This is a genomic window from Acinetobacter sp. 25-47-122 (genome assembly GCF_056779695.1).
This window is the reverse complement of the sequence record NZ_JBWYIJ010000002.1, coordinates 136,235-159,482: the sequence shown is the minus strand read 5'-3', so window position 1 is coordinate 159,482 and position 23,248 is coordinate 136,235. Positions and strand designations below refer to the sequence as shown.

Genomic DNA, 23,248 nt, shown 5'->3' with positions numbered 1-23,248 from the left:
CAATATACCTCAATATCATGATTAGAACGATATATAGAGGAATACAAATGACACAAGTTCAGAAAGTCTATACCAGCGATCGAAGCACATGGGTGGGTGATGGTTTTCCAACAAACTCCATGTTACCCATGCATGAAATAGGAAATCATACCAGCCCATTCTTGGTAATGGGTTATACAGGTCAATATCGATTTTCTCCAAGTCACCACCAACGCGGTGTTGATTTACACCCCCACCGTGGTTTTGAAACGGTGACGATTGTCTATGACGGCGAATTAGAGCATCGTGACTCAAAAGGCAATCATGGAAAAATTGGTCCAAACGAAGTGCAATGGATGACCGCAGGTAAAGGTATTCTGCATGAAGAACACCATTCGGAAGCTTTTGCAAAAACTGGCGGAGTTTTGGATATGGTTCAACTTTGGGTAAATCTACCAGAGCATGCCAAGATGACTGAGCCGAGATATCAGGAATTGACTGAGCAAAATATTCCTGAAGTTTTAACTCACGATGAGCAAACCAAGATTCGTGTTATTGCTGGTCAATATCAAATCGGCTCAACTGTTTATCAAGGACCAGCTCAAACATTTAGCAACATGAATGTTTATGACATTAGACTTAATCATGGAGCACGCCTTCCATTAAATCTTATGCCAAACTGGAATCATCTGATTTTCATCCTTGATGGAGAAGTTGAGATTGATGGTCAGATCTATACAGCCATGCAAACGCTTTATCTTGACCCAAAATCAACACAGGTCGAAATATTTGCTCATCGTACGGCGAAAATTCTTTGCTTAAGTGGTGAACCATTGAATGAACCCATTGTTGCCCACGGTCCTTTCGTCATGAATACTCAGGAAGAAATCATGCAAGCATTTGATGATTTCAGAAATGGAAATTTTGCTTAATTTAACACCCACAAGCCTTATCATTTTCAAGATAAGGCTTACTGCTCATCACTCCTTCATTCATTTCAAATACCTGTCATAATCCCCTATTAGACTTAGTTCAAAAACAACGTACGATTACAAAATGAAATCAGATAATTTTCCTAAAGTTAGCTTATCAGCACTATTTTTTATTTTTCTTAAATTAGGATGTATTTCATTTGGTGGTCCTGCAGCGCATTTGGTGTTATTTCATCGCACTTTTGTTGATCGGCTCAAATGGCTAAGCTCTCATGAATATGGACAATTGATCGCATTAGCACAATTGTTGCCAGGTCCGACCAGTAGTCAAGTGGGGTTATCGATAGGATATTTATCCAAAGGATATTGGGGGGGCTTTATTGCTTGGTTAGGATTTACATTACCTGCCTTCATTCTAATGACTTCATTTGCTATTTTTGGTCAATATTTTTTTTCCGATATACCTCTTGAACTCTTTCACGTCATCCATTTGATTGTAATAGCCGTCGTCATTTGGGCTTTTTTACAAATGTTCAAAAGCTTCTGTACTGAAATTTGGCAGTATGTCCTGATGCTGAGTTCTGCTTTTTTTATTTATTTTGCACAGTGGAGCTATAGTCAAATTTTCTTAATTTTAGTGGCTGGATTCATTGGCTTAGCATTTACAAAAAAAGGAAAATCTCAGCCATCACCGCACATCAAAACCACTCAGGCATATCAAAAGTATCATTATCTCTGGCTCATCCTGTTTGTCACTTTATTTATTATTTTTCCTGCGCTGCAATTTATCTATTCATCAAGCTTGCTTAGAAATCTAGAAAGCTTTTATCACACTGCTTCAATGGTTTTTGGGGGCGGTCATATCATCCTGCCACTCATGTATGAAGATTTTGTGCTTACTCAACACATCACTGCGGAACAATTTGACTTAGGCTATGCATTTGCTCAACTTATTCCAGGCCCTTTATTTAGTTTTGCAGGATACGTTGGCACATATTTAGGATTTACCGCATCGCCTTTACTTAACGCTGCGATTGCAACCAGTATAATTTTCCTGCCCTCATTTCTGCTTATTTTCGGCACGCTCCCTTATTGGTCAAAATGGGTCAAAAACAAAAAGATTGCAGCAGCCGTAGCTGCAATTAATGCAGCGGTCATCGGGTTATTACTCTGTTTAATTGCTCAAATGGCTGAAAAACATCTACACTCAATTTATGATTTTATTTTTATCGGCATTGTCATTCTTTTACTGAGATCAAAAATCCCTGTCATCATCTCTTTATTAGCGAGCTTTGTTAGCTATGGAGCTTTATTGTATTTTGTAATTTAAAGATCAAACTTAAATGCAAAAATAAAAAAACTCGCAAGCCTGGACTTGCGAGTTTTTTTTGTCATCAAGTCGCCTTAGAACAAGCGATTCATCCCGTTTAACGTTGCTACGCGATAAGCTTCAGCCATCGTTGGGTAGTTAAACGTTGTCTCAACAAAATACTTGATGGTATTGTTCGGACTATTCATCACGGCTTGACCAATATGAATAATTTCAGAAGCATTATTACCGAAGCAATGCACACCTAAAATTTCTAAGGTTTCGCGATGGAACAAAATCTTTAACTCACCCACTGTATCACCCGTGATTTGTGCACGAGCAAGGTGACGGAAAGACGCCTGACCAACTTCATAAGGAATTTTTTCTTCAGTTAATTCCTGCTCAGTTTTACCAATTGATGAAATCTCTGGAATGGTATAAATACCAGTAGGAATATCAACTACGGGTTGGATACCTTGTTCACCACTCATAATCGCGCCAGCACAGCGACCTTGGTCATATGCAGCTGAAGCTAGAGACGGCCAACCAATTACGTCACCCGCAGCATAAATATTTTCAACCTCAGTTTGATACTGCTCGTTCACTGATAGTTGTCCGCGGCTGTTTGGTTTGATGCCAACATTTTCCAAGCCAAGACCATCTGTATTACCAGATCGACCATTACACCATAGAATTGCATCAGCTTTAATTTTCTTGCCACTTTCAAGATGCAACACCACATGATCATCAAATGTTTCTAAGTGATCAATCTGCTCATTGTGGCGAATCAATACACCTTGTTCACGTAAGTGATATGACAATGCATCAGCAATTTCGTCATCTAAATAGCTCAGTAATTTATGCTGAGTATTAATCAAATCAACTTTGTGATCTAAGCCAATAAAGATAGATGCATATTCACAGCCAATGACACCAGCGCCATAAATAATGATTTTTTGAATTGAAAAATCTAGGTCTAAGATTTTGTCAGAATCAAACACACGTGGGTGATTGAAATCTAAAATTGAAGGACGATATGGACGACTACCTGTCGCAATCACCAACTGTTTAAAAATAATCGTTTCTTTCACACCTTCAGGCGTGAAAATCACCACCGTATTTTGATCTTGGATATAAGCACGACCGTGGAAAATATCAATGCGGTTACGGTCGTAAAAACGCGAGTGTGTATCCACTTGCTGTTGGATCACTTTATGCGCATTACGAAGCACTTGCTTCATGGTGAATTGTTTCCAATCACCCACTTTTTGGAACATTGGATCACGTTGATAACGGATAATGCTAGAAACCGTTTGACGTAAAGCTTTACTTGGAATGGTTCCTACATGCGTACAGTTACCACCAAGTTGTTCACGCATATCAACTACTGCAACGCGCTTGCCTGATTTGGCAAGTTTCATTGCCGCACCTTCACCAGCAGGGCCTGAACCTAAAACGACTGCATCATATTTGACAAAGGTTCCACTCACGACCTCTTTCTTACGCGGCATTCAATGCTCCTATACAATTATCTCTTCATTTATCTAACTTATATTATGACTGAAAATGCATACATTTGCTGTATTTCAATACCATATATTACTTGATAGCCACATTTATTTTATGAATATCGTTTTTGCCCAATTTATGCATAAATTCGCTATAATAAGAGACCTATTTTTAATATTTCCTCCCGTCACACATTAGTGGAATCGTTGAATATGTCAGAAAACCGTAAACCAGTACAGGGTGAAAAACTTCGTGGCGCTGAGAAAGTTGCACGTATTCCTGTAAAAGTGATTCCTACGGTTGAAGCACCTCGTAAACCAGACTGGATTCGCGTCAAAATGGCTGCACCAGAAGAGGTTCAACGCATTAAATCAACTTTACGTGAACAAAAATTACATACAGTGTGTGAAGAAGCTGCATGTCCAAACCTTCCTGAATGTTTTGGTGGTGGTACAGCAACTTTCATGATTATGGGTGACATTTGTACACGTCGTTGCCCATTTTGTGATGTGGCACATGGTCGTCCGAATGCATTAGACCCAGATGAACCACGCCACATGGCTGAGACAATTGCAAACTTAGGTTTGAAATACGCTGTTATAACATCTGTAGACCGTGATGATCTACTCGATGGTGGAGCGCAACACTTTGTTGATTGTATTAAAGAAGCGCGTGCTTTAAGTCCTAATACATTATTGGAAATTTTAGTACCTGATTTCCGTGGTCGTATGGATGTTGCATTACGCATCATGACGGAATGTCCTCCAGATGTGTTTAACCACAACATTGAAACCGTACCACGTTTATACAAAGCAATGCGTCCAGGTTCAGACTATCAACATTCCTTAAACCTTCTTAAAATGTTTAAAGAATACTGCCCAGATATTCCAACTAAATGTGGCTTGATGGTAGGTATTGGCGAAACTGAAGAAGAAGTTCTCGCACTTCTTGATGACCTTAAAGCACACGATGTTGACTACGTAACGATTGGTCAATATTTACAACCATCAAAAGAACATGCACCAATTGATCGCTTCGTCACACCTGAAGAGTTCGAACGCTATACAGCACATGGGCAAAAATTAGGCTTTAAAAATATTTGGGCTGCACCAATGGTACGTTCAAGTTATTTTGCTGATCGTCAATACTATGGCGAACCAGTACCAGCAGTTCGTCGTAAAGCTGATCCTGCAAAGAAAATTACTGTTCAAACAATCGAAGCATAATTCTTCTTACTTTAAAGCCCTCGTATGAGGGCTTTTTTGTTTGTGGTTTTTATAATTCTCAATTACTTATTGACACATTTCTTATCTCTCTTCAGCTTGAATTTTGAATATTTTTCAAACAATCTTATCCAATATAAGTATTAATATGCGTCCGTTTTAGAACTCAACGCTTTCGTTTCACATTTCATGATCCAATATCTCTGTAGATCTGATGTTTGTGCTTTGATTAAATTTACTGTGGGTATTGGCTCCATGACCAAATCATAAATGGAGCAGTTCATAATGTTTTTTATACTCAGTTTAATTATTCTATTTATAACACTCTGGGCTATTTTTTATTTCGAATTCTCAAGAACTTCTGGGGCTATCATACTCACAGTCGTATCTATTTTAGTCGCGTTGATCAGCCCTTGGTCGCTGATACTCGGTATTCCTTTTATCCTAATTTCATTGATTGTCAGTATTGATACGTTAAGGATGAAATTTATTACACAACCTGCCTATAAAGCTCTAGCCAATGCAATGCCAACAATGAGTAGTACCGAGCGTGAAGCATTGGATGCAGGAACCAGTTGGTGGGAAAAAGAATTATTTATGGGGGCACCAGACTGGAAGAAATTTGATCAGTATCCGTACCCCACGCTGTCTGAAGAAGAACAATCATTTATCGATCATGAAGTCGAACAGCTCTGCCAGATGCTGGATGAATGGGATATTCACCATCATCGTAAAGACCTCCCTGAAGAAGTCTGGTCATTTATTAAATCCAAAGGTTTTCTGGGTTTAATTATCCCTAAAGAATACGGCGGTAAACAATTCAGCTCATTTGCGCAAAGCCGTATCATGAGTAAGATTGCCTCGCGCTCACTTACCACTGCTGTCAGTTGTATGGTGCCTAACTCTTTAGGTCCAGGAGAATTACTCTTACACTACGGTACTGAAGATCAAAAGAATCGTTATTTACCAGGTTTAGCAAAAGGTGAAGAAATTCCATGTTTTGGTTTAACAAGCCCTGAAGCAGGTTCAGATGCAGGTGCAATTCCTGATACAGGTGTGGTCTGTTATGGTCAATTTGAAGGACAAGAAGTTCTTGGCCTAAAAATGAATTTTTCCAAACGTTGGATTACACTTGCCCCTGTTGCTACGGTGGTCGGTTTAGCTTTCAAATTATATGACCCTGAAGGCTTACTAGGTGATAAAAACAAAACTGAATACGGAATCACATGTGCCCTATTACCAGCTGATCATGAAGGTGTGATTGTAGGAGCACGCCATAATCCAGGTTCACCATTTATGAATGGTACCGTGGATGGTAAAGATGTCTTCATTCCGCTGGATTGGATTATTGGTGGTGTAGAAAATGCAGGTAAAGGCTGGCGTATGCTGATGGAATGTCTGGCAGTTGGCCGCGGTATTTCTCTTCCAGCACTATCAACAGCTGCAGGTGAAATGTGTTATTTAAATGTCGGCGCCTTTGCTCGTGTCCGTCAACAATTCAAAATTTCAGTCGGTAAATTCGAAGGTGTTCAAGAGGTTTCAAGTGATATCGCTAGCGATACCTATATGCTTGAAGCATTCCGTTACCTCGTCACTTGTGGCCTAAACCAAGGGGGTAAGCCCGCAGTTATGACCGCAATGGCAAAATACTACGCAACTGAGACCATGCGTGAGATTGTTAATCATAGTATGGATATTGTGGGCGGGCGTGCTATCCAAATGGGTCCTCGTAACTTCTTGGCGCTCATGTACCAAGCGATCCCTGTTTCGATTACTGTTGAGGGTGCCAATATTCTGAGTCGTTCACTGATGATTTTTGGTCAAGGTTCGATGCGTTGTCATCCCTATTTATTTGAAGAATTACAACTTTTACAAGCCGAAAATAAAGATGCAGCATTAAAAGAGTTTAATGACATTCTTTATAAGCATTTGGGTTATACATTTAATCGAACCGCTAAATCATTTGCTTATGGTTTTATAGGCGGATCAACAGAAGGCTCAGTAAAGGCTGATGATTTCAGTCGCCCTTACTACAAAACCATTAATCGTTTGAGTGCTAATTTTGCCTTAGTCGCAGATATGTGCTTAGGCCTCCTTGCAGGTGATATCAAACGCAAAGAAATGCTGTCTGGACGATTGGCAGATATGCATTCACACTTATTTATTGCGACTGCAATTCTTAAATTTTATGAAAATGGTCAACGTACTGAAGCTGAACAACTGCATGCTAAACTCGCACTTGAGAAAGCATTATATGCATCTCAAGCAGCGTTCTATGGTCTGTTTGATAACTTCCCTGTAAAAATTGCCGCAAGTTTAGTCAAACTTATTTGTTTCCCTTTTGGTCGTCCTATTACTCAACCATCGGATACCTTGAAACTTAAATTAGGTGAACTAATTCTTCAGGAAAATGCTTTCCGCGATGAATTAAAAAAACATGTCTTCTATAGCACTGATCCCGATGATGTCAATGGACGCATGGAGTCTACATTCCAAATGTTGCTTCAAATTGAGGATTTATGGAATAAGTTTAAAAAGGCTGAATCCAAAGGCCAATTTACAGGTCTGACTTTCGAAGAGCATATTGAATCTGCTCTTAAGGAGAATTTCATCACTCAAGCTGAAGCAGATCAGTTGCTTACGTATAACGCTAAACGTTTTGACAGTATGTTGACTGATGTTTTCGATACTGAACTTAACCAGAGTTTAGAACTTGAGAACCCTCACGCTCAGGCTTTGTCAAATTCTACACAATACTAGTCACCCAATTGCTTCTGAAAAAACGATCCTAAAGGGTCGTTTTTTATTTTTCATTCCACTTTTTATATTTCATTCCACTATGGTGTTATAGAAAACAACATCAAAATAAGCGAAATTAAATGAAAACAAAATAATGAATCTTTATTCATTTTTTATGATAATGTGATTACAACTAATAAATAGCTGTCATTAAATTTTGAACATATGAAATTGACACGCATTTGAATCATATAAACTACAGGACAAGGATCAACGCTATGAGTCAAGAAATCGTATTAGTTGCAGGTAGCCGTACCGCTATGGGTAGCTTTCAGGGAGGACTTTCAAGCTTAACAGCCCCGCAACTTGGTGCTGAAGTCATTAAAGCCGTACTTGACCAATCTAAGCTTGCTGCGGATCAATTAGATGAAGTGATTATGGGGTGTGTTTTACCTGCGGGATTAAAACAAGGTCCTGCTCGTCAAGCGATGCGAATTGCAGGTGTACCAGATCATGTAGGTGCAACAACGATCAATAAAATCTGTGGGTCTGGCATGAAAGCCGTGATGCAAGCTGCAGATGCCATTAAAGCTGGCTCGGTAAATATTATCGTCGCTGGCGGAATGGAATCCATGTCGAATGCACCTTATCTCATGGACAAAGCACGCGCAGGTTACCGTATGGGACATGGCAAAGTGATTGATCACATGTTCCAAGAAGGTTTGGAAGATGCTGAAACTGGCTATTCAATGGGTATTCTTGCTCAAGAAATGGCAGATAAGAAAAACTACACACGTGAACAACAAGACGATTTCGCGATTCGCTCCTTAACTCGTGCTCAGAATGCGATTCAAAATAATTATTTCAAAGATGAAATCACCCCCGTTACAGTAAGTTCACGTAAAGGCGATGTCATCGTTGCCCAAGATGAAAATCCATTTACAGCAAAAATTGATAAAATTCCTACGCTACGCCCAGCATTTGCTAAAGACGGTACAATTACTGCAGCGAATGCCAGTTCAATTAGTGATGGTGCATCAGCATTTTTAGTGACTTCTGCTGAACACGCAACAGCAAAGGGGCTTTCAACTTTAGCAACGATTAAAGCTTACGCATCTCACTCTCAACACCCATCAGAATTTACCATCGCACCTGTTGGTGCAATTGAAAAAGTATTAAACAAAGCGGGCTGGACTGTTGAAGACGTGGATTTGTGGGAAATTAATGAAGCGTTCGCGATGGTAACCATGGCAGCGATTGATGCTTTTCATTTAGATCCTGAAAAAGTGAATATCCACGGTGGAGCTTGTGCACTCGGGCATCCATTGGGGTCATCAGGTTCACGTATTATTTTGACTCTCATCCATGCATTAAAACGCTTAGGTAAAACAAAAGGTGTTGCCGCGCTTTGCATTGGTGGTGGAGAAGCAACTGCGATTGCGATTGAAATCCCAGCTTAATATTTATGCTATAGCGCATCTTAAGGTGCGCTTTTTTTATGAGGAAAAAAATGTCAAAACAAGATTATGAAAATGGTTTAAAAGTTCGAACCGAAGTGATGGGAGAAAATTTTGTCAAACGTGCACAAGACAATACAGTTCCATTTACTCAACCACTTCAAGATTGGATTAATGAGCATGCATGGGGTTCAACTTGGCAACGTGAAGGTGTTTTACCGCGCAAGTATCGTTCCTTAATCACGATTGCATTTTTAACAGCCCAAAAAAGCCCAACAGAACTTAAAGGTCATGTACGTGGCGCTTTAAACAACGGCGCAACTATTGAAGAAATCCAAGAGGTTCTTTTGCACAGCTTGCCGTACTGTGGTGCTCCAGCTACCCAAGAAGCATTTAGAGCCGCGTTAGAAGTCATTAATGAATATCAACAAAGCTAATCTCATTGAGCATTCATAGATAAACCGCTTAATCTACATTAAGCGGTTTTATAAGGTATTTCGACGCTAGATTTAACTTAATTCAATTTTAGATTGATGTTCAAGCACTTGAACCACAGCTGAAAAATCAGAATCTTGAGCTTTCACTTTTTCAATTTGCATATACTGATTTTGTATAAGTTGCATCGCTGGCAAATTCAACGCTTGCTCTTGAATTAGATCAGTCGCAATTCCAATATCCTTTTGTAAAAGATTTAAGGCGAAGGTTTTTGGAAACGCACGACTCAAGACACGTTGCGCCATAATATTTTCAGACATTGAACTTTTACCACTAGAATGATTAATACAATTCAATGCACTATTCAAATCTACTCCTTTTGACTTTAATACCGTCAATCCTTCTGCAAGTGCCCATAGATGGGTTGCCATCAACGTATTATTCACCGCTTTAACAGCAAATCCAGAACCACTCTCCCCGACATATTCAATTAATCCTGCAAATGCCTGAATAATCGGTTTTGCACGCTTATAAGCATCGAAATCACCTCCAACCATTACCGTCAGTGTCCCTTTTTCAGCACCTATAGTTTGCCCAGAAACGGGGGCATCTAAATATTCAACACCATTAAATTTCAACTGATTTGCAAGTTTTAAAGCACTTACAGGTACACCACTGGTACAGTCGATCCATACGCTCCCCTTGACCGGAGGATTTTGAGCAATAAGCTGTTCGATATCTGCACTGGTGGGTAAGCAACTGAAAATAAAATCTGCTTTCACTGCTTGATCGACAGAAGTCGCTTTAGTACCAAATGTTTGTGCATGTGCTTCTGCTTTTTCAAAATTACGGTTCCAAACCAAAACTTCAAATCCTAGTTTTGGTAAATGGCTCGCCATGTGCCATCCCATAGCACCTAAACCGATAAATGCAATTTTCATTTTTAATTTCACCTTAAATTTGAGTGTTAGGGAGTGCCGTTGCTTCTGCTGAATGCGGTTTGTTTTCGAGCTCTACTGTTTGCGCATTTTTATCTTCACGATTTAAGAAAAGATTCAATAAAATAGCCGCTAATGTTGCAGTCCCTATTCCACCCAAATCAAAATTCCCAATTTGTAAACTATAATTGCCTGTCCCCATAATTAAGGTGACAGCAGCAATCAACAGAGTACTGTTTTTGGTAAAATCTACGCGGTTGTCCACCCAAATTTTAGCACCAGCCACTGTAATCAGACCGAAAACAACAATCGAAGCTCCCCCTAATAATGCGACAGGAATCGTACTAATAACCGCGCCAAATTTTGGTGATAGACCTAGCAAAATTGCAAATACGCCAGCAAATAAAAATATGGTGGTCGCATAAATTTTGGTTACCGCCATCACACCAATGTTCTCAGCATATGTTGTCATTCCTGTTCCACCGACTGATGCAGACAAGGTCGTACACACACCATCTGCAAAGAAACCTCGTCCCATATATGGTGAAAGATTACGTCCAGTCATTGCAGACACCGCTTTGAAATGTCCTAGATTCTCTGCAACTAAGATGATCGCTACGGGAGCAATAAGGAGCATGGCATTAAATTCAAACACTGGCGCATGAAAAGTAGGTAAACCGAACCAAGCTGCCTCACTGACTTTAGTAAAATCGATCGCTGTACCAAAACCCAAAACATTGGTGAGTAAAAAATAAATAAAGTAAGAAGCCACTAAGCCAATGAGCAATAATAATCTACGGATCATGCCCTTAGTAAATACGGCGATCACACTAATACAAATAATCGTAATTAGAGCCATCCATGAATCAAACTGATTAGCAGAGACACTTTTGATCGCCACTGGTGCTAAATGCAAACCAATGATCATCACAATTGCTCCAGTCACAATTGGTGGCATCAATTTTTCAATCCATGCTGTGCCAGTTTTCATCACGATCAAACCGATCAAGGCGTACAAAATACCGCATGCAATGGTACCGCCAAGTGCTAAGCCTAGGTTTGGATTTAAGCCAACACCGGTATAACCAGTGACTGCAATGACTGCTCCAATGAAAGCGAAGCTCGAGCCTAAATAGCTCGGCATACGCCCCCCAGTCATTAGGAAAAATAATATTGTCCCAATACCCGTAATAAACATTGTAAGATTCGGATCGAAACCCATCAGTAAAGGGGCAAGTACTGTTGCTCCAAACATTGCAAATGCATGCTGCAGCCCCAATACCATACTTTTACCTGGCGGCAAGTACTCATCTACTTGAACTGCGGTCGTGTCTAGATTTCCTTGGAAAGGTTTAAATTTTGGAAACCATGTTTCTTTTGTGCTCATCGACCTTCTCCTGATCAAGCATGCTGTTTTAGACCATTGGAACTGGCTCGCAATATGCGCGGTTAAAATACATGAGGGCTTTTTCACCCGCTTGCTGTTTCATCCCCTTTACATGGCAGAACAAAACATCATGACTGCCTACCGATAAACTTTGTACGACTTCACAATCAAAACTCACTAGCGCACCTTCTAAAATAGGTGCACCTGTGACTAATGTTGACCAGTCCCCCTTTTCAAAACGTTCTGCCATTGGAGTTTTACCCCCAAACACATTTGATAAATGCTTTTGACTACTACTTAAAGTATTGACACACAAAACCTGATTACTTTTAAATGTTTCAAATACTGATGCTGATCGATTTAGACATACCAGCAATGTTGGTGGTGTATCTGTCACACTACATACAGCTGAAGCTGTGAAGCCAGCTTTTCCTGCTTGACCAGCTGTAGTAATGACATTGACAGCTGCACCTAAATTCGACATTCCTTGCCTAAAAACCTGTTGGTCAATGTTGAATGTGGCACTCACTGCCTCGGGTAAATTGATTGATTTCACATTTGCATTCATAGTGTTCTCCATCCCTCATCGCCTAAGCAGTCAGTGAGGGACTCATAATAGGGTGATGAAAGCTTTCAAATTAAACATGAGCAATCGAAGCAATTTCGATGAGTGCATCAGGTTTGACTAATCCTGTTTGAACACAGTAACGAGCTGGTTCTGCATTCGGAAAATATTCGGCATATACTTCATTCATTGCAGCGTAGTTTGCCCAATCTGTCAGAAAAATATGGTTGAAAGTAATGTCAGACATTGTTCCGCCAGCAGTTTCGATGACCTTCTTTATTGTTTCAAGGACATGGCGTGTCTGTGCTGCTACGTCTCCAACATGAACTACATTGTTGTTTTCATCAAAAGGCAAAGTGCCTGAAACATAGACAATGTTGTCTGCTTTAGTTGCTGGCGAATACGGTGCGAGTGGCTTACCTGAACCCACTGGAATAATGACTTCTTTTGACATGACTTATTTCCTAATTTTAAAATTTATAAATATCTATGCGCTTTCAGAGAGTGTTGGTTGATCTGCAAAACTACTGACAAAACTTTCTGTATCCGACACCCATCCAAAGAAGGTTTTTATGTTGTACATACTTGCGACATGGGCTTCTTTTGGCCCTGCTTGATGACAGGCATCGTCTAAAGCCACGCCAAAATATTCTAGAAAGAAGCCATCTCTGAGCGTCGATTCAACGCATACATTGGTCGCGATACCAACAAAAACCAAATTACGAATTCCACGCACTCTGAGCATGCTGTCTAGCGCCGTGTTAAAGAATCCACTATAACGAGGCTTTTCAATCACAATATCTTGAGGAGCTGGCACCAACTCATCAATCAACTCAAAATCCCAATCCCCTTTTGCTAACAATTTGCCTTGTAGCTCAGGACGCTTACGCATGGTCTTCAGTGCATTTGATTTATGAAAGTTTGGTGAATCAATACCACCTGCTTCACGATATTGATTATCCCAACCGTTTTTGAAATAGATCACTTGAATACCAGCATCATGTGCTGCAGAAACTGCCTTTTTAATATTTTCAACCACAGGTTTTGTCGTCGACACATCAAACCCAGCAAGATCTAAATAACCACCTTTTGACGTATACGCATTTTGCATATCAATCACGATTAATGCTGTTTGCTCTGGTGCAAGCACAATATTTTCCGGTTCGGCTTTGAGTTTTACACCCGTACCCGCTTGTGCAGTAAATCCAGCTTCAACGGTATTTTCTAAATGACTCATGCGATTTTCTCCAACACAGGTTCTGAACTCATTCCTTCAACCACAACATGTTCACGACATTTCATAAGCGGCTGAATCCGCTGTCCAAAACTTTCAACACCTTCAACAAAATCATCAAATGTCAGTAAAATGCCTTCAGTTCCTTTCACCTCACTAATCTCATCTAGCATTTTTGCGATAGTTTCGTAAGAACCCACCAACGTTCCCATATTGATGTTGACTGGTGATACTGATGAAGCCATTTGACGAATATTAGTATCTGCACCAGATTTAGTATCTTTTCCGCCTTGATTCATTAACCAGTTGATCGCTTCAATATCAGCGCCATCGTTGTAATGTTGCCACTTCGCCATCGCTTCTTCGTCTGTTTCAGCAGCGATAATCATGAACAAAACGTAGGTTTGAACATCACGACCCGTAATATCTGTTTTTGCTTTTAAACGATCGTTGATTTCTGCATAGGCTGTTGGTGTATTAAGCCCTTTACCAAAAACAAAATTGTAATCAGCGTGTTGAGCAGAAAATTCCAAACCTGTATCCGATTGACCAGCGCAGATAATTTTCATCTCTGCTTGCGGGCGTGGGCTAACTCGGCAATCATCCATTTGGAAATGGTCACCTTTAAAATCAGATTTACCTGTTGCCCATAATTCACGCAGAATTTGTACGTATTCAGATAAGTATTCGTAACGCTTTCCGAAATATTCATCACCGGGCCACATGCCCATTTGGGTATATTCTGGCGCTTGCCAACCTGTGACGACATTTAGGCCGAAACGACCATTCGAAATTGAATCAATCGTAGATGCCATGCGTGCAACTATGGCAGGTGGCATCACTAGCGTCGCAGCTGTTGCATAAATTTTTATTTTGCTGGTGACTGCAGCAAGACCCGCCATAAGCGTAAAAGTTTCTAAGTTGTGATCCCAAAACTCAGTCTTACCCCCGAAACCACGCAGCTTGATCATAGACAATGCAAAGTCAAAACCGTAATGCTCTGCGCGTTGGACAATTTTTTTATTTAACTCAAAACTTGGTTTGTATTGAGGAGCATTTTCTGAGAGTAACCAGCCATTATTTCCGATCGGACAAAAGACACCAATTTTCATATCTAACACTCCTAATTTAACGATCAGTTAAATTTGATTTAGTAGGATTAAGCTTTCGAGCTTGTATTAGATATTTAGCAAATGGTGTGCCAATTATTATTTTATTATATATTACAACAACTTAATAATTTTATATTTTACCTTATGATAAATTAATCACATAATCCCATTACTCATCACTCCTAAAGAACGTCATAAAAAAGTGCACAAGATGTTCCAAAAAAATACCATTTGGTAAAATAATTAAAAAAACCACGATCTCAATCGTGGTTTTTTATATGCAATTGAAAAGTTTCAAATGCTAGAGTGATCGAAGAAATTGAATAAGTGCTTGATTAGTGATATTTGGCTCAGTCACAGTAGAAGCATGTGCACCTACATAAAAAATTGAGCATTGTGCATGTACAAAATTTTTCTGAAGATCAAGAGTCTTATGTACTGGAACCAAGAAATCATCACGATTTGCAATCAAGTGAATTGGAGTTCGTTGAAGTGCGGTGATATGTTCATTCGTTATTTTAAATTCCTTTAAAGCCTTCAGACGTCTCAGTACATTCTCTTTTGGTGGAAAGTTTCGGAGTTGATTATTTTCTGCTTGTTGTATTTGATCGATATTAACAGAGATCCATACAGGTGGATAAAGAAATAATGCTTGAGCTCTAACATATGCCTCTGCACCAGCATTTTGTAATAACGATTCTCGAGCTTCAAAACATTTGAGCGTATGTGGATCTAGTGAGTCCCACGCATTAATACTGGTCAAACTCAACATTTCCAATTTTGTATTTTTAATTAAAACTGCTAACTCCGCTCCAATATGCCCACCTAAAGCATGACCGATAAAATGGAATTCATCGATCTTTAGATCCTCTAAAATCTGTATCACTTGTACTGCCATATCGGTCATTGAATAAGTTGGTGCTAGTAATGCAGCATCTGCATGACAACCTTCTTGATCATATGTAATAACATGAAAAAAACGAGACAATATATCTAATTGAGGATGCCAAAAATGTCCATGTCCTCCTAGCCCTGAAGATAACAACACAAACTGAGCATCAGGATTAGATTTACAGTAAAAAACTTGATACGTCATAAATTTTACCTATCGATAAAAAATATCTACAACGCTGCAATTAACATGCCCAAGCTAATTCAATTAAAAATTTATTTCTAAAATGCTAAATTTATAATTCTAAAGATAAACAATAATTGTTATCATTTACAATAATTACATACACTCACACTTTCTTACTTTTATGAACAGTACAGAATTCGAACTACCAGGCGAGTTAACACTTGGGAATCAAGTAAAAAAAACTCGTAAGACTACTAAATCAGTTTCTATCAGTTATCGCCTGATGGTGCTCTATCGTTTTTTATTGGCGGGTATTGGAGGTTATTTGCTTGCATCCCTCTCTGCCATCGTAATTGCACAAACATTTAGCACATATCAATCTAGCGCAGCGATGTCAGCAACGCTCATTGCTTTCTGTTTACAGTGTGCAGCGTTTATTTGGGTTTTTATGGTTCACAAAACCAGGAAAGCCACATTGGGCATCGTCTTACCTAGCCTTGCTTTATTTCTCATCTATAAAATCATGGGGAACTAATTCATGAGAAGTGATGCCAAAGCTGAAGGCCCACGCCAATCGATGTCATGGTTACATACTTGGGCTAGTTTGATACTAGGATGGTTGCTGTATGCCATCTTTGTAACCGGTACTTTGAGTTTTTTCCAAGCAGAAATCAGTACATGGATGAAACCCGAGTATCACCAATCGATTCCTAGCCAATCTCAACTTGAGCAGACGCAAGTAGCTCTGCAATATTTGCAGAATAATCATACTGATGCGGGGAGCTGGGGAATTCAATTGCCCAATGCTCGTCAAAATTACACCACACTGAATATCCGGAATGTCGGAGAAGATCCCAATGCTCGTCGCGGTGGTGAACGTGTGACGATTGACAGTGCCACAGGTGAAGTATTAGAAGCCCGTGAAACCCGTGGTGGTAGTTTTCTGTATCGTTTCCATTTTGAATTATACGGAATGCCACGTATATGGTCACGTTGGATTGTGGGCATAGCAACTATGTTTATGCTTGTTGCAATTATTAGTGGCATCATCACCCATAAGAAAATCTTTAAAGATTTCTTTACCTTTAGAACAGGTAAAGGACAGCGTTCTTGGTTAGACGCACATAATGCAACAGCTGTATTCGCACTTCCCTTTCATATCATGATCACTTTTAGTGGTTTACTTTTATTATTGTTTACCATCATGCCGTGGGGGGTACAGCAAATTTATGACAATCGTGGCGCCTTTCTACAAGACCAACGAAAATCCTTAATTCAAAATCCAGCAGAACCACAAGGGCAGACTCGTACTGATCAACCGCAAGGAAATCAGCGTTCAATGATGAATGCTCGTACAGAAATTGAGGCTCGTGGTACGCAGTCAGCATCAAATGAACATGCTAACAAAATGGATGGTGAGAGAAAGAATCGAGGTGAAGGTCGACGTACTCGAAACCAAGATCGTAAAGCTGAACCTGCACCACTTACAGATATTGCCCCAATCCTCACTCAAGCTGAAGCGAAGTGGAAAAACAATCCGATTGGTTCGATCACGATTAAAGCACCAAATACATCTAAGGCGACCATAGAGTTACGTGCTTTACACGGCGCAAGTATCGCTCATCGTGGCGTATATGAAACTTTAGACTTCAATGGTGTGACAGGTCAAAACATTACAGATGATTCCGCTCAACTCAAAAATCCTTCTATTCCCAATGGCATTTACAATGTTGTCACTGTTCTACATGAAGCACGAGGAGTTGATTTAGCCTTACGTTGGATACTCTTTTTTTCTGGTATCGTTGGCACGCTAATGGTCGCAACAGGATTAATTTTATGGTGCGTTAAACGTGCACCTCAACAAGCGAAACAAGGTTATAAATCCTTTGGCTATCGCACGGTTGAGATTACCAATATCGCTGCGATTATCGGCTTACCAATTGCTTGTGCAGCTTATTTTTATGCAAACCGTTTTATCCCTGCCGATATGGAAATGCGTTTAAACTGGGAAATCCGTACATTCTTTATCGTGTGGCTCTTCACACTGGTTTATGCTGTTTTTCGCACCCATCGCCAAGCTTGGCTTGAATTACTGAGTCTCGCTACCCTGCTTTTTGCTTTACTTCCGCTTGTAAACTTTATCACAGGTGGTCAACCTTTATGGCGTACTATAGCTCACGGTCAATGGGTTATCGCTTCGTTCGATCTGGCAATGCTAGTTTTAGCAATGGTTTTTTATTCTGCACTTTACAAAGTTCAAAATCATCAAGGAACTCCATTAAAAAAGAGTCAAGTTTTACCTAAGGTAGAGGGGTAATCACCATGAGCTTTTTTCTCCTCATTTGGGCAGTTTGTACTTTAGGTTTTATAGTTTTAGCCAGTGCAATGCAAAAGCATCAAAAACAAATTTTTGGTCAAACGCTAAGTACTAAACACCAGAAAATAGCCTCAATGGTTGGATGGGGATTCCTGTCGTTAGGGCTTATCCTCTGCATGAGCAAAGGACAAGTCAGTAATATGATAAGTTATTGGATTGGTGTACTGACATTCGCTGCGCTTTTTGTTGCACTTTGTCTGACCTATTTTGAGTCAAAAATGAAAAAAATCATTTTGGGCGTATCCTTTATTGGATTCATCAGCTTGATCTTCCTCATCATTTAAATACTCTACTTGATAAAAAAACCGACCAATATTTCATTTCAATATGGGTCGGTTTTATTCTTCTTAGATTAGCTTTAAACGTGAATCACGCTGAAGTTCTAGCAAATCAAACGTATAATGAGCCTCATTTATTATGGCGGTTAAGGATCGGTACGCATGGAACTTCGACATTTGAAATATTTCGTCTCAGTTGCCGAAGAACTTAATTTTACGCGTGCTGCAGAAAAACTTTTTATAGCGCAGCCCTCTTTAAGTCAGCAAATTAAAGATCTTGAAGCGGAATTAGGTACATCCCTGCTGATTCGTAAAAGCAGAAGCTTATCGCTCACAGAGGAAGGAGAAACTTTTTTAAAAGATGCTCGACATATATTGAAACTTGCTCAAGACGCCAAACACAAGATTCAAATTATGGCGAATACCAAGAAAAACAAATTAAATATTGGCTTTTTACCTGTGGCAGAAATGAAAATTTTTCCCTATGTCATGCCTATTATTCGTGCACAACAGCCTGATTTAGATATTCAATTTCATAGTTTGAGCTGTGTACATCAAATCCAAGCACTTCGTGATCAAAAAATTGATGTCGCATTCACTCGCCAATGTATCGATGATGAGCATATTGCCTCTATCGAATTGTTCAGTGAGCCTCTGATCTTGCTGATTCCTCGTCATTCAGCCCATGCGCATTTAGACTGTATTTCAAAACAGGATTTAATTGCCCAAAAATTTATCATGAGCGAGGAAACTGCCTCACCGATCTTATTCCAAAAAATTCAGAACATTTTTGAAACCCTGAATACATCTATTCAAGTTGCTCAATACTCGAGTAACATTTTAATGAATATTAATCTTGTAGCGATGCAAGTCGGTTGGACCATTGTTCCAAAATATGTTGAAAGCTTGCTCAGTGAAAATGTCTTAATTAAGTCAACTAAAATCGATTTACCGAATATCAGCTTATATTTGAGTTTCAGAAAACAAGATCAAAGTAAGCATTTGCAAACTGTGAAAAATATTCTAAGCCAACACTTTCATTGTCATATTTTTTAAAACTTTGAAAGCTATTTTAAAAATAAAAAACCTGCAAATTTGCAGGTTTTCTTTTAGATTAGTCTTAAACTTTTTGATTAAACGCCAAGTTTATCAAACAGTTTTTGACTGAGCTCTTCGCTCGTCTGAGGAATACTTAAGCCAGCGACAAATTTATCTGGTCTTAAAAATGCCATCGAGTATTGAGTACGACCAAACCATGCTCGAATCGCATGCTCCGTATCCCCAAGTGTCAATATTTCATCATCATGAGCATCAGTATTCAATTGTTCAGGTGGAACGACTTTAATGAATTTCACACCCAATGCTTTCCATTTTTGAATACTTGTTGGTGTGAGTCCCCAAGTCGGATCTACTCCCCAAGCAATAATAGCAAAGCCTTGACCAATAAAATCATCCAGTAATTTCACCTGACCTGTGCTGTCTTGCATTTTAGGTTGAATAAACATTTTACCGATTGGTGATGTCTTATTGACCTGTCCAACCAAAATACCAGATTTATATTGTGGCATTGGCTTAAAGCGCATTTCCAACAAATATTGTTTAACTGGTTTAATGTAATTTAGAACATATGAAATAGCATCACGCGCAGTACCTTGCCATTTTTTAGGCGGAGCCAGCACATGGCCTGCTGTAACAGATAAATCAATCATCGCTTTGGCATGATCATGACGCTCTTCTTGATAAGAATCTAGAACTTTAGCATCTACTTTACCTTGTACGACCATAGCCAGTTTCCAAGATAAATTGAACGCATCACGCATTCCACTGTTATAACCCTGCCCCTGCCATACTGGCATAATGTGCGCTGCATCTCCCGCAAGTAAGATACGCCCTTCTTTAAATCTACTGGCAATACGTGCATTATGGGTATAAACACGATTTCGGATCACATCGATATTTTCAGTGTTTGGTAATACTTTGGATAAAAGTTTAGCCATGTTTTCAGGTTGACTCAGTTGCTCTTGCGTCTCCCCTGGCATCACCATAAATTCAAAACGACGGATACCATGTGGTAAAGCCGCTGACACATATGGACGTACTGGATCGCAACATAAGTAAATATGTGGTGTCGCCAATGGATCGTTTGCAATATCGACAACAATCCATTGGTTTGGTGCAGTTTTACCTTCAAAAGGAATATTCAACATACGGCGAACGTAGCTATTACCGCCATCACATGCCACAAGATACTTTGCAGTTATATATTCAATTGTTTTATCTTTATTTTGGATTTGAACTTCAACTTGATCTTCAGTCTGCTTAAAACTTTGAAGTTGACGAGAAAAAAGTACTTCCACATCATCAAAACGTTCTAAACCTTCCAATAATTCTGCATCAACATAAGGTTGTACGAATGCGTTACGACGAGGGAAACCAAACTCACGTGTTTTAGGTTGGATATCTGCAAAACAACGGCCTGAAGGCGTAAGAAAACGCATCGCATGATCGGGAGTGGTATGCGGCAATACTTTGTTGATCAAGCCAATCGATTGCATTGTTCTTAGAGATTCATCATCAATACCAATTGCACGAGGATAATCAATCAATTGATCAAGCTGTTCAATCACTTTTACTTTTAAGCCCGCAAGGCCAAGGCCGTTCGCCATCGTTAAACCGACTGGGCCTGCACCAAGTACGATCACATCTGCTGAATAAGTGTTGGTCTGTGACATGGTCAATCTCCTCTAATATTCGCATTAGAGAGGATTTTCAGCATAGGAAAAAGTTATGCTAAGGTCTTATGAAATTTAAGAAATTGTCACTTTTACTTCAATTCCATCAAAAAACCTTAATTTATGTCGCTCATCTATAGCTTTTACCTATAGTTGAATTTGTAATTCATCTACAAAATATCTTAGTAAATAGGCTCGAACCATACTACTCAAGCTTTGAATCAGTTTTGCAGTATAATAAGGGAACAACTTTAATATTTTTTGCTTCGCTTTGAAGCCATGGAATCCCACTATGACTAAACGTGTTACCGTCCCGATTGCTCTCGAAAATCGTGCTCATGCAGGTAATGCCGCTGCTCAATTTGAACTTGCTGAACTTTATATGACGAGTGAACACGATGAAGACATTGCGCTTGCAGAAGAATGGGCTTTACGTGCTGGTCAATTGGGTCATGTCGAAGCGATGTACTGGTTAGGGGAAGGTTATACACATTATGCGAAAGAAGTTTTAGAAGAAGATCCTGAAGATGCAAAACTAAACTTTGAGTACGGTTTTAACTGGCTCACGCAAGCAAGTAAACATCAACATGCTGCTGCGATTTTAGAGCTCGCAGGTTATTACCGTCGTGGTAATGTGGTCGAAAAAGATGTACAAAAATCTGTTGAATTGGTGACTCAAGCCGCTGAACTTGGTGATACTCAAGCAATGCGTGATTTATCTGCCATCTATGCACATGGTTTAGGTGTAGATGTAAACGAGGAAAAAGCTGATTATTGGCAGGAAAAAGCTCAATCAAGCACTTAAGATAAATCTCGTTTTTTTGCCTCAAAAGCCTTCATGATTGAAGGCTTTTTATTGAACTACTTTAGATCTTGTTAAAACTTTAACATACCTTAAAATAGCAACCCACTTTAAGATAGTGACATACTTTTAGATATTAATTAACTTCAGCGATGATGGCTTGTCTACAAATCCCATCTACTGCCCTTTGCTGTTCAAATATTTTTTTCGGCATTGCTTCAAAGCTATCAAAAAAGCAGATTTCTTCTTCATTAATGTCATATACCAATGAATGATTACCAATGCCTTCTAAAGTATCGTAATACACGATCACGAACTTATTGGCATCAAATGCGATTTGAATATCTTGATAGCTGATTGCGGGGGATATTTTTAGCGCAAGTTTTTCAGCTTCTAAATAGCTTTGCTTTTCTTGCTCTTGAAGTGCATTGTCTTCATCTGTGGTAAATTCCACATCTAAGCCAAATTTTTTAAGTCCCACCGCTAGACCGATCGTGGTCGTTCCATCACCTTCTACATAACCACAGACTTCTTTTAGTTGTTCAATATCTGGGTCTAACCCAAGATGTTGAAAGAGCATCCATACGGCGTAAATGCCAGCATTGGCTTCGAGGTTAGCTAGTTCTTCGGGAATTTCCATCAAAAATATATATTATTTATTGAGCTATCAATTATAACAAATAATCTTCTTCAAAATTTAAGAAATTAAATACAAAATTCAAGCTCACTCATCTAAAAGTTTCAAAAAGTTTGGACATTGTAAATGGTCATCGTATGGACATTTTTCAACGTGTGACAAAATTAAGAGTAATTTATTTAAAGTCTCAATTTTATCTTTGATTTCGTTTTTTGCTTCCCTAACTTGATCGCGTTTAATTTTAATTTTTTCATGATCAATTGACATATTTTTAATTTGGCTCAGCGTCATACCACCATTTTGGAAGATCTTGATTAATGAGATATTCTGTATTGCTCGGGATGAATACTGTCTTCTAAGCCCTTTCCTTCCAATAGATCGAATAAGTCCTTTTGATTCATAAAACCTAATCGTGGCAGTTGAAGTATTTGTTCGATCAGCTAGATCACCTATATCTATTTCCATTAATGCACCTTGACTTCAAGTTAGCTTTAAGTTGCACACTAGCATGACTTAAATTAGAGA

Annotated in this window: 22 protein-coding genes; 11 read left to right on the top strand and 11 right to left on the bottom strand. The window is 39.2% G+C overall.

Annotated features, from left to right (window positions below; genetic code table 11):
• Positions 1-47 precede the first annotated feature (47 nt).
• Positions 48-911, top strand: a complete 864-nt coding sequence (locus tag AC1M9P_RS02265) for a pirin family protein (protein ID WP_481586616.1) — start codon at positions 48-50, stop codon at positions 909-911.
• 124 nt (positions 912-1,035) lie between these two features.
• A complete protein-coding gene (gene chrA, locus AC1M9P_RS02260) occupies positions 1,036-2,241 on the top strand; it encodes a chromate efflux transporter (protein ID WP_481586615.1) in 1,206 nt (401 codons plus the stop codon).
• A 74-nt stretch (positions 2,242-2,315) separates the two neighbouring features.
• On the opposite strand, the gene sthA is transcribed toward chrA, so the two are convergent.
• Complete coding sequence (sthA, locus tag AC1M9P_RS02255) at positions 2,316-3,731, bottom strand: Si-specific NAD(P)(+) transhydrogenase (protein WP_035265673.1); 1,416 nt, start codon at positions 3,729-3,731, stop codon at positions 2,316-2,318.
• A gap of 210 nt (positions 3,732-3,941) precedes the next feature.
• Here sthA and lipA point away from each other — a divergent pair, with 210 nt between their 5' ends.
• The 4 genes from lipA to AC1M9P_RS02235 all read left to right on the top strand — a co-directional run bounded on the left by lipA (position 3,942) and on the right by AC1M9P_RS02235 (position 9,585).
• On the top strand, positions 3,942-4,955 hold the full coding sequence (gene lipA / locus AC1M9P_RS02250) for a lipoyl synthase (protein WP_035265671.1): 1,014 nt from the start codon (positions 3,942-3,944) through the stop codon (positions 4,953-4,955).
• A gap of 282 nt (positions 4,956-5,237) precedes the next feature.
• The gene (locus AC1M9P_RS02245) at positions 5,238-7,712 is read left to right on the top strand and encodes an acyl-CoA dehydrogenase (protein ID WP_481586614.1); all 2,475 of its coding nucleotides are present in this window, start codon (positions 5,238-5,240) and stop codon (positions 7,710-7,712) included.
• A gap of 257 nt (positions 7,713-7,969) precedes the next feature.
• On the top strand, positions 7,970-9,151 hold the full coding sequence (locus AC1M9P_RS02240; protein WP_481586613.1) for a thiolase family protein: 1,182 nt from the start codon (positions 7,970-7,972) through the stop codon (positions 9,149-9,151).
• A gap of 50 nt (positions 9,152-9,201) precedes the next feature.
• A complete protein-coding gene (locus AC1M9P_RS02235) occupies positions 9,202-9,585 on the top strand; it encodes a carboxymuconolactone decarboxylase family protein (RefSeq protein WP_481586612.1) in 384 nt (127 codons plus the stop codon).
• Positions 9,586-9,657: 72 nt separating this feature from the next.
• Here the strand turns inward: AC1M9P_RS02235 and AC1M9P_RS02230 are convergent, their stop codons facing one another.
• The 7 genes from AC1M9P_RS02230 to rutD form a co-directional block, all read right to left on the bottom strand.
• Positions 9,658-10,524, bottom strand: a complete 867-nt coding sequence (locus AC1M9P_RS02230) for an NAD(P)-dependent oxidoreductase (RefSeq protein WP_481586611.1) — start codon at positions 10,522-10,524, stop codon at positions 9,658-9,660.
• Between the two features lie 13 nt (positions 10,525-10,537).
• Positions 10,538-11,908 (bottom strand): pyrimidine utilization transport protein G, encoded by a 1,371-nt coding sequence (gene rutG / locus AC1M9P_RS02225; protein ID WP_481586610.1) that lies wholly within the window; start codon positions 11,906-11,908, stop codon positions 10,538-10,540.
• A gap of 28 nt (positions 11,909-11,936) precedes the next feature.
• Positions 11,937-12,476, bottom strand: a complete 540-nt coding sequence (gene rutF, locus AC1M9P_RS02220; RefSeq protein ID WP_481586609.1) for an NADH-dependent FMN reductase RutF — start codon at positions 12,474-12,476, stop codon at positions 11,937-11,939.
• A gap of 70 nt (positions 12,477-12,546) precedes the next feature.
• On the bottom strand, positions 12,547-12,927 hold the full coding sequence (gene rutC, locus AC1M9P_RS02215) for a pyrimidine utilization protein C (RefSeq protein ID WP_035265663.1): 381 nt from the start codon (positions 12,925-12,927) through the stop codon (positions 12,547-12,549).
• A 33-nt stretch (positions 12,928-12,960) separates the two neighbouring features.
• The gene (gene rutB, locus AC1M9P_RS02210) at positions 12,961-13,710 is read right to left on the bottom strand and encodes a pyrimidine utilization protein B (protein WP_481586608.1); all 750 of its coding nucleotides are present in this window, start codon (positions 13,708-13,710) and stop codon (positions 12,961-12,963) included.
• Complete coding sequence (gene rutA / locus AC1M9P_RS02205; RefSeq protein ID WP_035265660.1) at positions 13,707-14,819, bottom strand: pyrimidine utilization protein A; 1,113 nt, start codon at positions 14,817-14,819, stop codon at positions 13,707-13,709. Before rutA ends, rutB begins: the two co-directional genes overlap by 4 nt.
• Positions 14,820-15,120: 301 nt before the next feature.
• Positions 15,121-15,915 (bottom strand): pyrimidine utilization protein D, encoded by a 795-nt coding sequence (gene rutD / locus AC1M9P_RS02200; protein WP_481586607.1) that lies wholly within the window; start codon positions 15,913-15,915, stop codon positions 15,121-15,123.
• 163 nt (positions 15,916-16,078) lie between these two features.
• On the opposite strand from rutD, the gene AC1M9P_RS02195 reads away from it, so the two are divergent.
• From AC1M9P_RS02195 to AC1M9P_RS02180, 4 genes are all read left to right on the top strand, one after another.
• Entirely contained in the window at positions 16,079-16,432 is a 354-nt protein-coding gene (locus AC1M9P_RS02195; RefSeq protein WP_035265656.1) for a hypothetical protein, read from the top strand.
• Positions 16,433-16,435: 3 nt separating this feature from the next.
• Positions 16,436-18,214, top strand: a complete 1,779-nt coding sequence (locus tag AC1M9P_RS02190; RefSeq protein ID WP_481586606.1) for a PepSY-associated TM helix domain-containing protein — start codon at positions 16,436-16,438, stop codon at positions 18,212-18,214.
• Positions 18,215-18,219: 5 nt separating this feature from the next.
• The gene (locus tag AC1M9P_RS02185; RefSeq protein WP_481586605.1) at positions 18,220-18,558 is read left to right on the top strand and encodes a DUF3325 domain-containing protein; all 339 of its coding nucleotides are present in this window, start codon (positions 18,220-18,222) and stop codon (positions 18,556-18,558) included.
• Between the two features lie 156 nt (positions 18,559-18,714).
• The gene (locus AC1M9P_RS02180) at positions 18,715-19,608 is read left to right on the top strand and encodes a LysR substrate-binding domain-containing protein (protein ID WP_481586604.1); all 894 of its coding nucleotides are present in this window, start codon (positions 18,715-18,717) and stop codon (positions 19,606-19,608) included.
• Between the two features lie 77 nt (positions 19,609-19,685).
• Here the strand turns inward: AC1M9P_RS02180 and AC1M9P_RS02175 are convergent, their stop codons facing one another.
• On the bottom strand, positions 19,686-21,284 hold the full coding sequence (locus AC1M9P_RS02175) for a bifunctional 3-(3-hydroxy-phenyl)propionate/3-hydroxycinnamic acid hydroxylase (protein ID WP_035265649.1): 1,599 nt from the start codon (positions 21,282-21,284) through the stop codon (positions 19,686-19,688).
• 292 nt (positions 21,285-21,576) lie between these two features.
• On the opposite strand from AC1M9P_RS02175, the gene AC1M9P_RS02170 reads away from it, so the two are divergent.
• Positions 21,577-22,089 carry a tetratricopeptide repeat protein gene (locus tag AC1M9P_RS02170; protein WP_035265647.1) on the top strand — a complete coding sequence of 171 codons (513 nt, stop codon included), beginning with the start codon at positions 21,577-21,579 and terminating at the stop codon, positions 22,087-22,089.
• A 133-nt stretch (positions 22,090-22,222) separates the two neighbouring features.
• On the opposite strand, the gene AC1M9P_RS02165 is transcribed toward AC1M9P_RS02170, so the two are convergent.
• Together AC1M9P_RS02165 and AC1M9P_RS02160 are read right to left on the bottom strand one after the other, a co-directional pair.
• Entirely contained in the window at positions 22,223-22,726 is a 504-nt protein-coding gene (locus AC1M9P_RS02165) for a cysteine peptidase family C39 domain-containing protein (RefSeq protein WP_035265646.1), read from the bottom strand.
• A gap of 84 nt (positions 22,727-22,810) precedes the next feature.
• Positions 22,811-23,188, bottom strand: coding sequence for a MerR family transcriptional regulator (locus AC1M9P_RS02160; protein WP_481586603.1), 378 nt, complete (start codon positions 23,186-23,188; stop codon positions 22,811-22,813).
• Positions 23,189-23,248: the final 60 nt, after the last annotated feature.

Bases quoted from the DNA above. Each gene is read 5' to 3' on its own strand.
- AC1M9P_RS02265 (WP_481586616.1), top strand. From the start codon at position 48: ATGACACAAGTTCAGAAAGTCTATACCAGCGATCGAAGCACATGGGTG.
- chrA (WP_481586615.1), top strand. From the start codon at position 1,036: ATGAAATCAGATAATTTTCCTAAAGTTAGCTTATCAGCACTATTTTTT.
- sthA (WP_035265673.1), bottom strand. From the start codon at position 3,731: ATGCCGCGTAAGAAAGAGGTCGTGAGTGGAACCTTTGTCAAATATGAT.
- lipA (WP_035265671.1), top strand. From the start codon at position 3,942: ATGTCAGAAAACCGTAAACCAGTACAGGGTGAAAAACTTCGTGGCGCT.
- AC1M9P_RS02245 (WP_481586614.1), top strand. From the start codon at position 5,238: ATGTTTTTTATACTCAGTTTAATTATTCTATTTATAACACTCTGGGCT.
- AC1M9P_RS02240 (WP_481586613.1), top strand. From the start codon at position 7,970: ATGAGTCAAGAAATCGTATTAGTTGCAGGTAGCCGTACCGCTATGGGT.
- AC1M9P_RS02235 (WP_481586612.1), top strand. From the start codon at position 9,202: ATGTCAAAACAAGATTATGAAAATGGTTTAAAAGTTCGAACCGAAGTG.
- AC1M9P_RS02230 (WP_481586611.1), bottom strand. From the start codon at position 10,524: ATGAAAATTGCATTTATCGGTTTAGGTGCTATGGGATGGCACATGGCG.
- rutG (WP_481586610.1), bottom strand. From the start codon at position 11,908: ATGAGCACAAAAGAAACATGGTTTCCAAAATTTAAACCTTTCCAAGGA.
- rutF (WP_481586609.1), bottom strand. From the start codon at position 12,476: ATGAATGCAAATGTGAAATCAATCAATTTACCCGAGGCAGTGAGTGCC.
- rutC (WP_035265663.1), bottom strand. From the start codon at position 12,927: ATGTCAAAAGAAGTCATTATTCCAGTGGGTTCAGGTAAGCCACTCGCA.
- rutB (WP_481586608.1), bottom strand. From the start codon at position 13,710: ATGAGTCATTTAGAAAATACCGTTGAAGCTGGATTTACTGCACAAGCG.
- rutA (WP_035265660.1), bottom strand. From the start codon at position 14,819: ATGAAAATTGGTGTCTTTTGTCCGATCGGAAATAATGGCTGGTTACTC.
- rutD (WP_481586607.1), bottom strand. From the start codon at position 15,915: ATGACGTATCAAGTTTTTTACTGTAAATCTAATCCTGATGCTCAGTTT.
- AC1M9P_RS02195 (WP_035265656.1), top strand. From the start codon at position 16,079: ATGAACAGTACAGAATTCGAACTACCAGGCGAGTTAACACTTGGGAAT.
- AC1M9P_RS02190 (WP_481586606.1), top strand. From the start codon at position 16,436: ATGAGAAGTGATGCCAAAGCTGAAGGCCCACGCCAATCGATGTCATGG.
- AC1M9P_RS02185 (WP_481586605.1), top strand. From the start codon at position 18,220: ATGAGCTTTTTTCTCCTCATTTGGGCAGTTTGTACTTTAGGTTTTATA.
- AC1M9P_RS02180 (WP_481586604.1), top strand. From the start codon at position 18,715: ATGGAACTTCGACATTTGAAATATTTCGTCTCAGTTGCCGAAGAACTT.
- AC1M9P_RS02175 (WP_035265649.1), bottom strand. From the start codon at position 21,284: ATGTCACAGACCAACACTTATTCAGCAGATGTGATCGTACTTGGTGCA.
- AC1M9P_RS02170 (WP_035265647.1), top strand. From the start codon at position 21,577: ATGACTAAACGTGTTACCGTCCCGATTGCTCTCGAAAATCGTGCTCAT.
- AC1M9P_RS02165 (WP_035265646.1), bottom strand. From the start codon at position 22,726: ATGGAAATTCCCGAAGAACTAGCTAACCTCGAAGCCAATGCTGGCATT.
- AC1M9P_RS02160 (WP_481586603.1), bottom strand. From the start codon at position 23,188: ATGGAAATAGATATAGGTGATCTAGCTGATCGAACAAATACTTCAACT.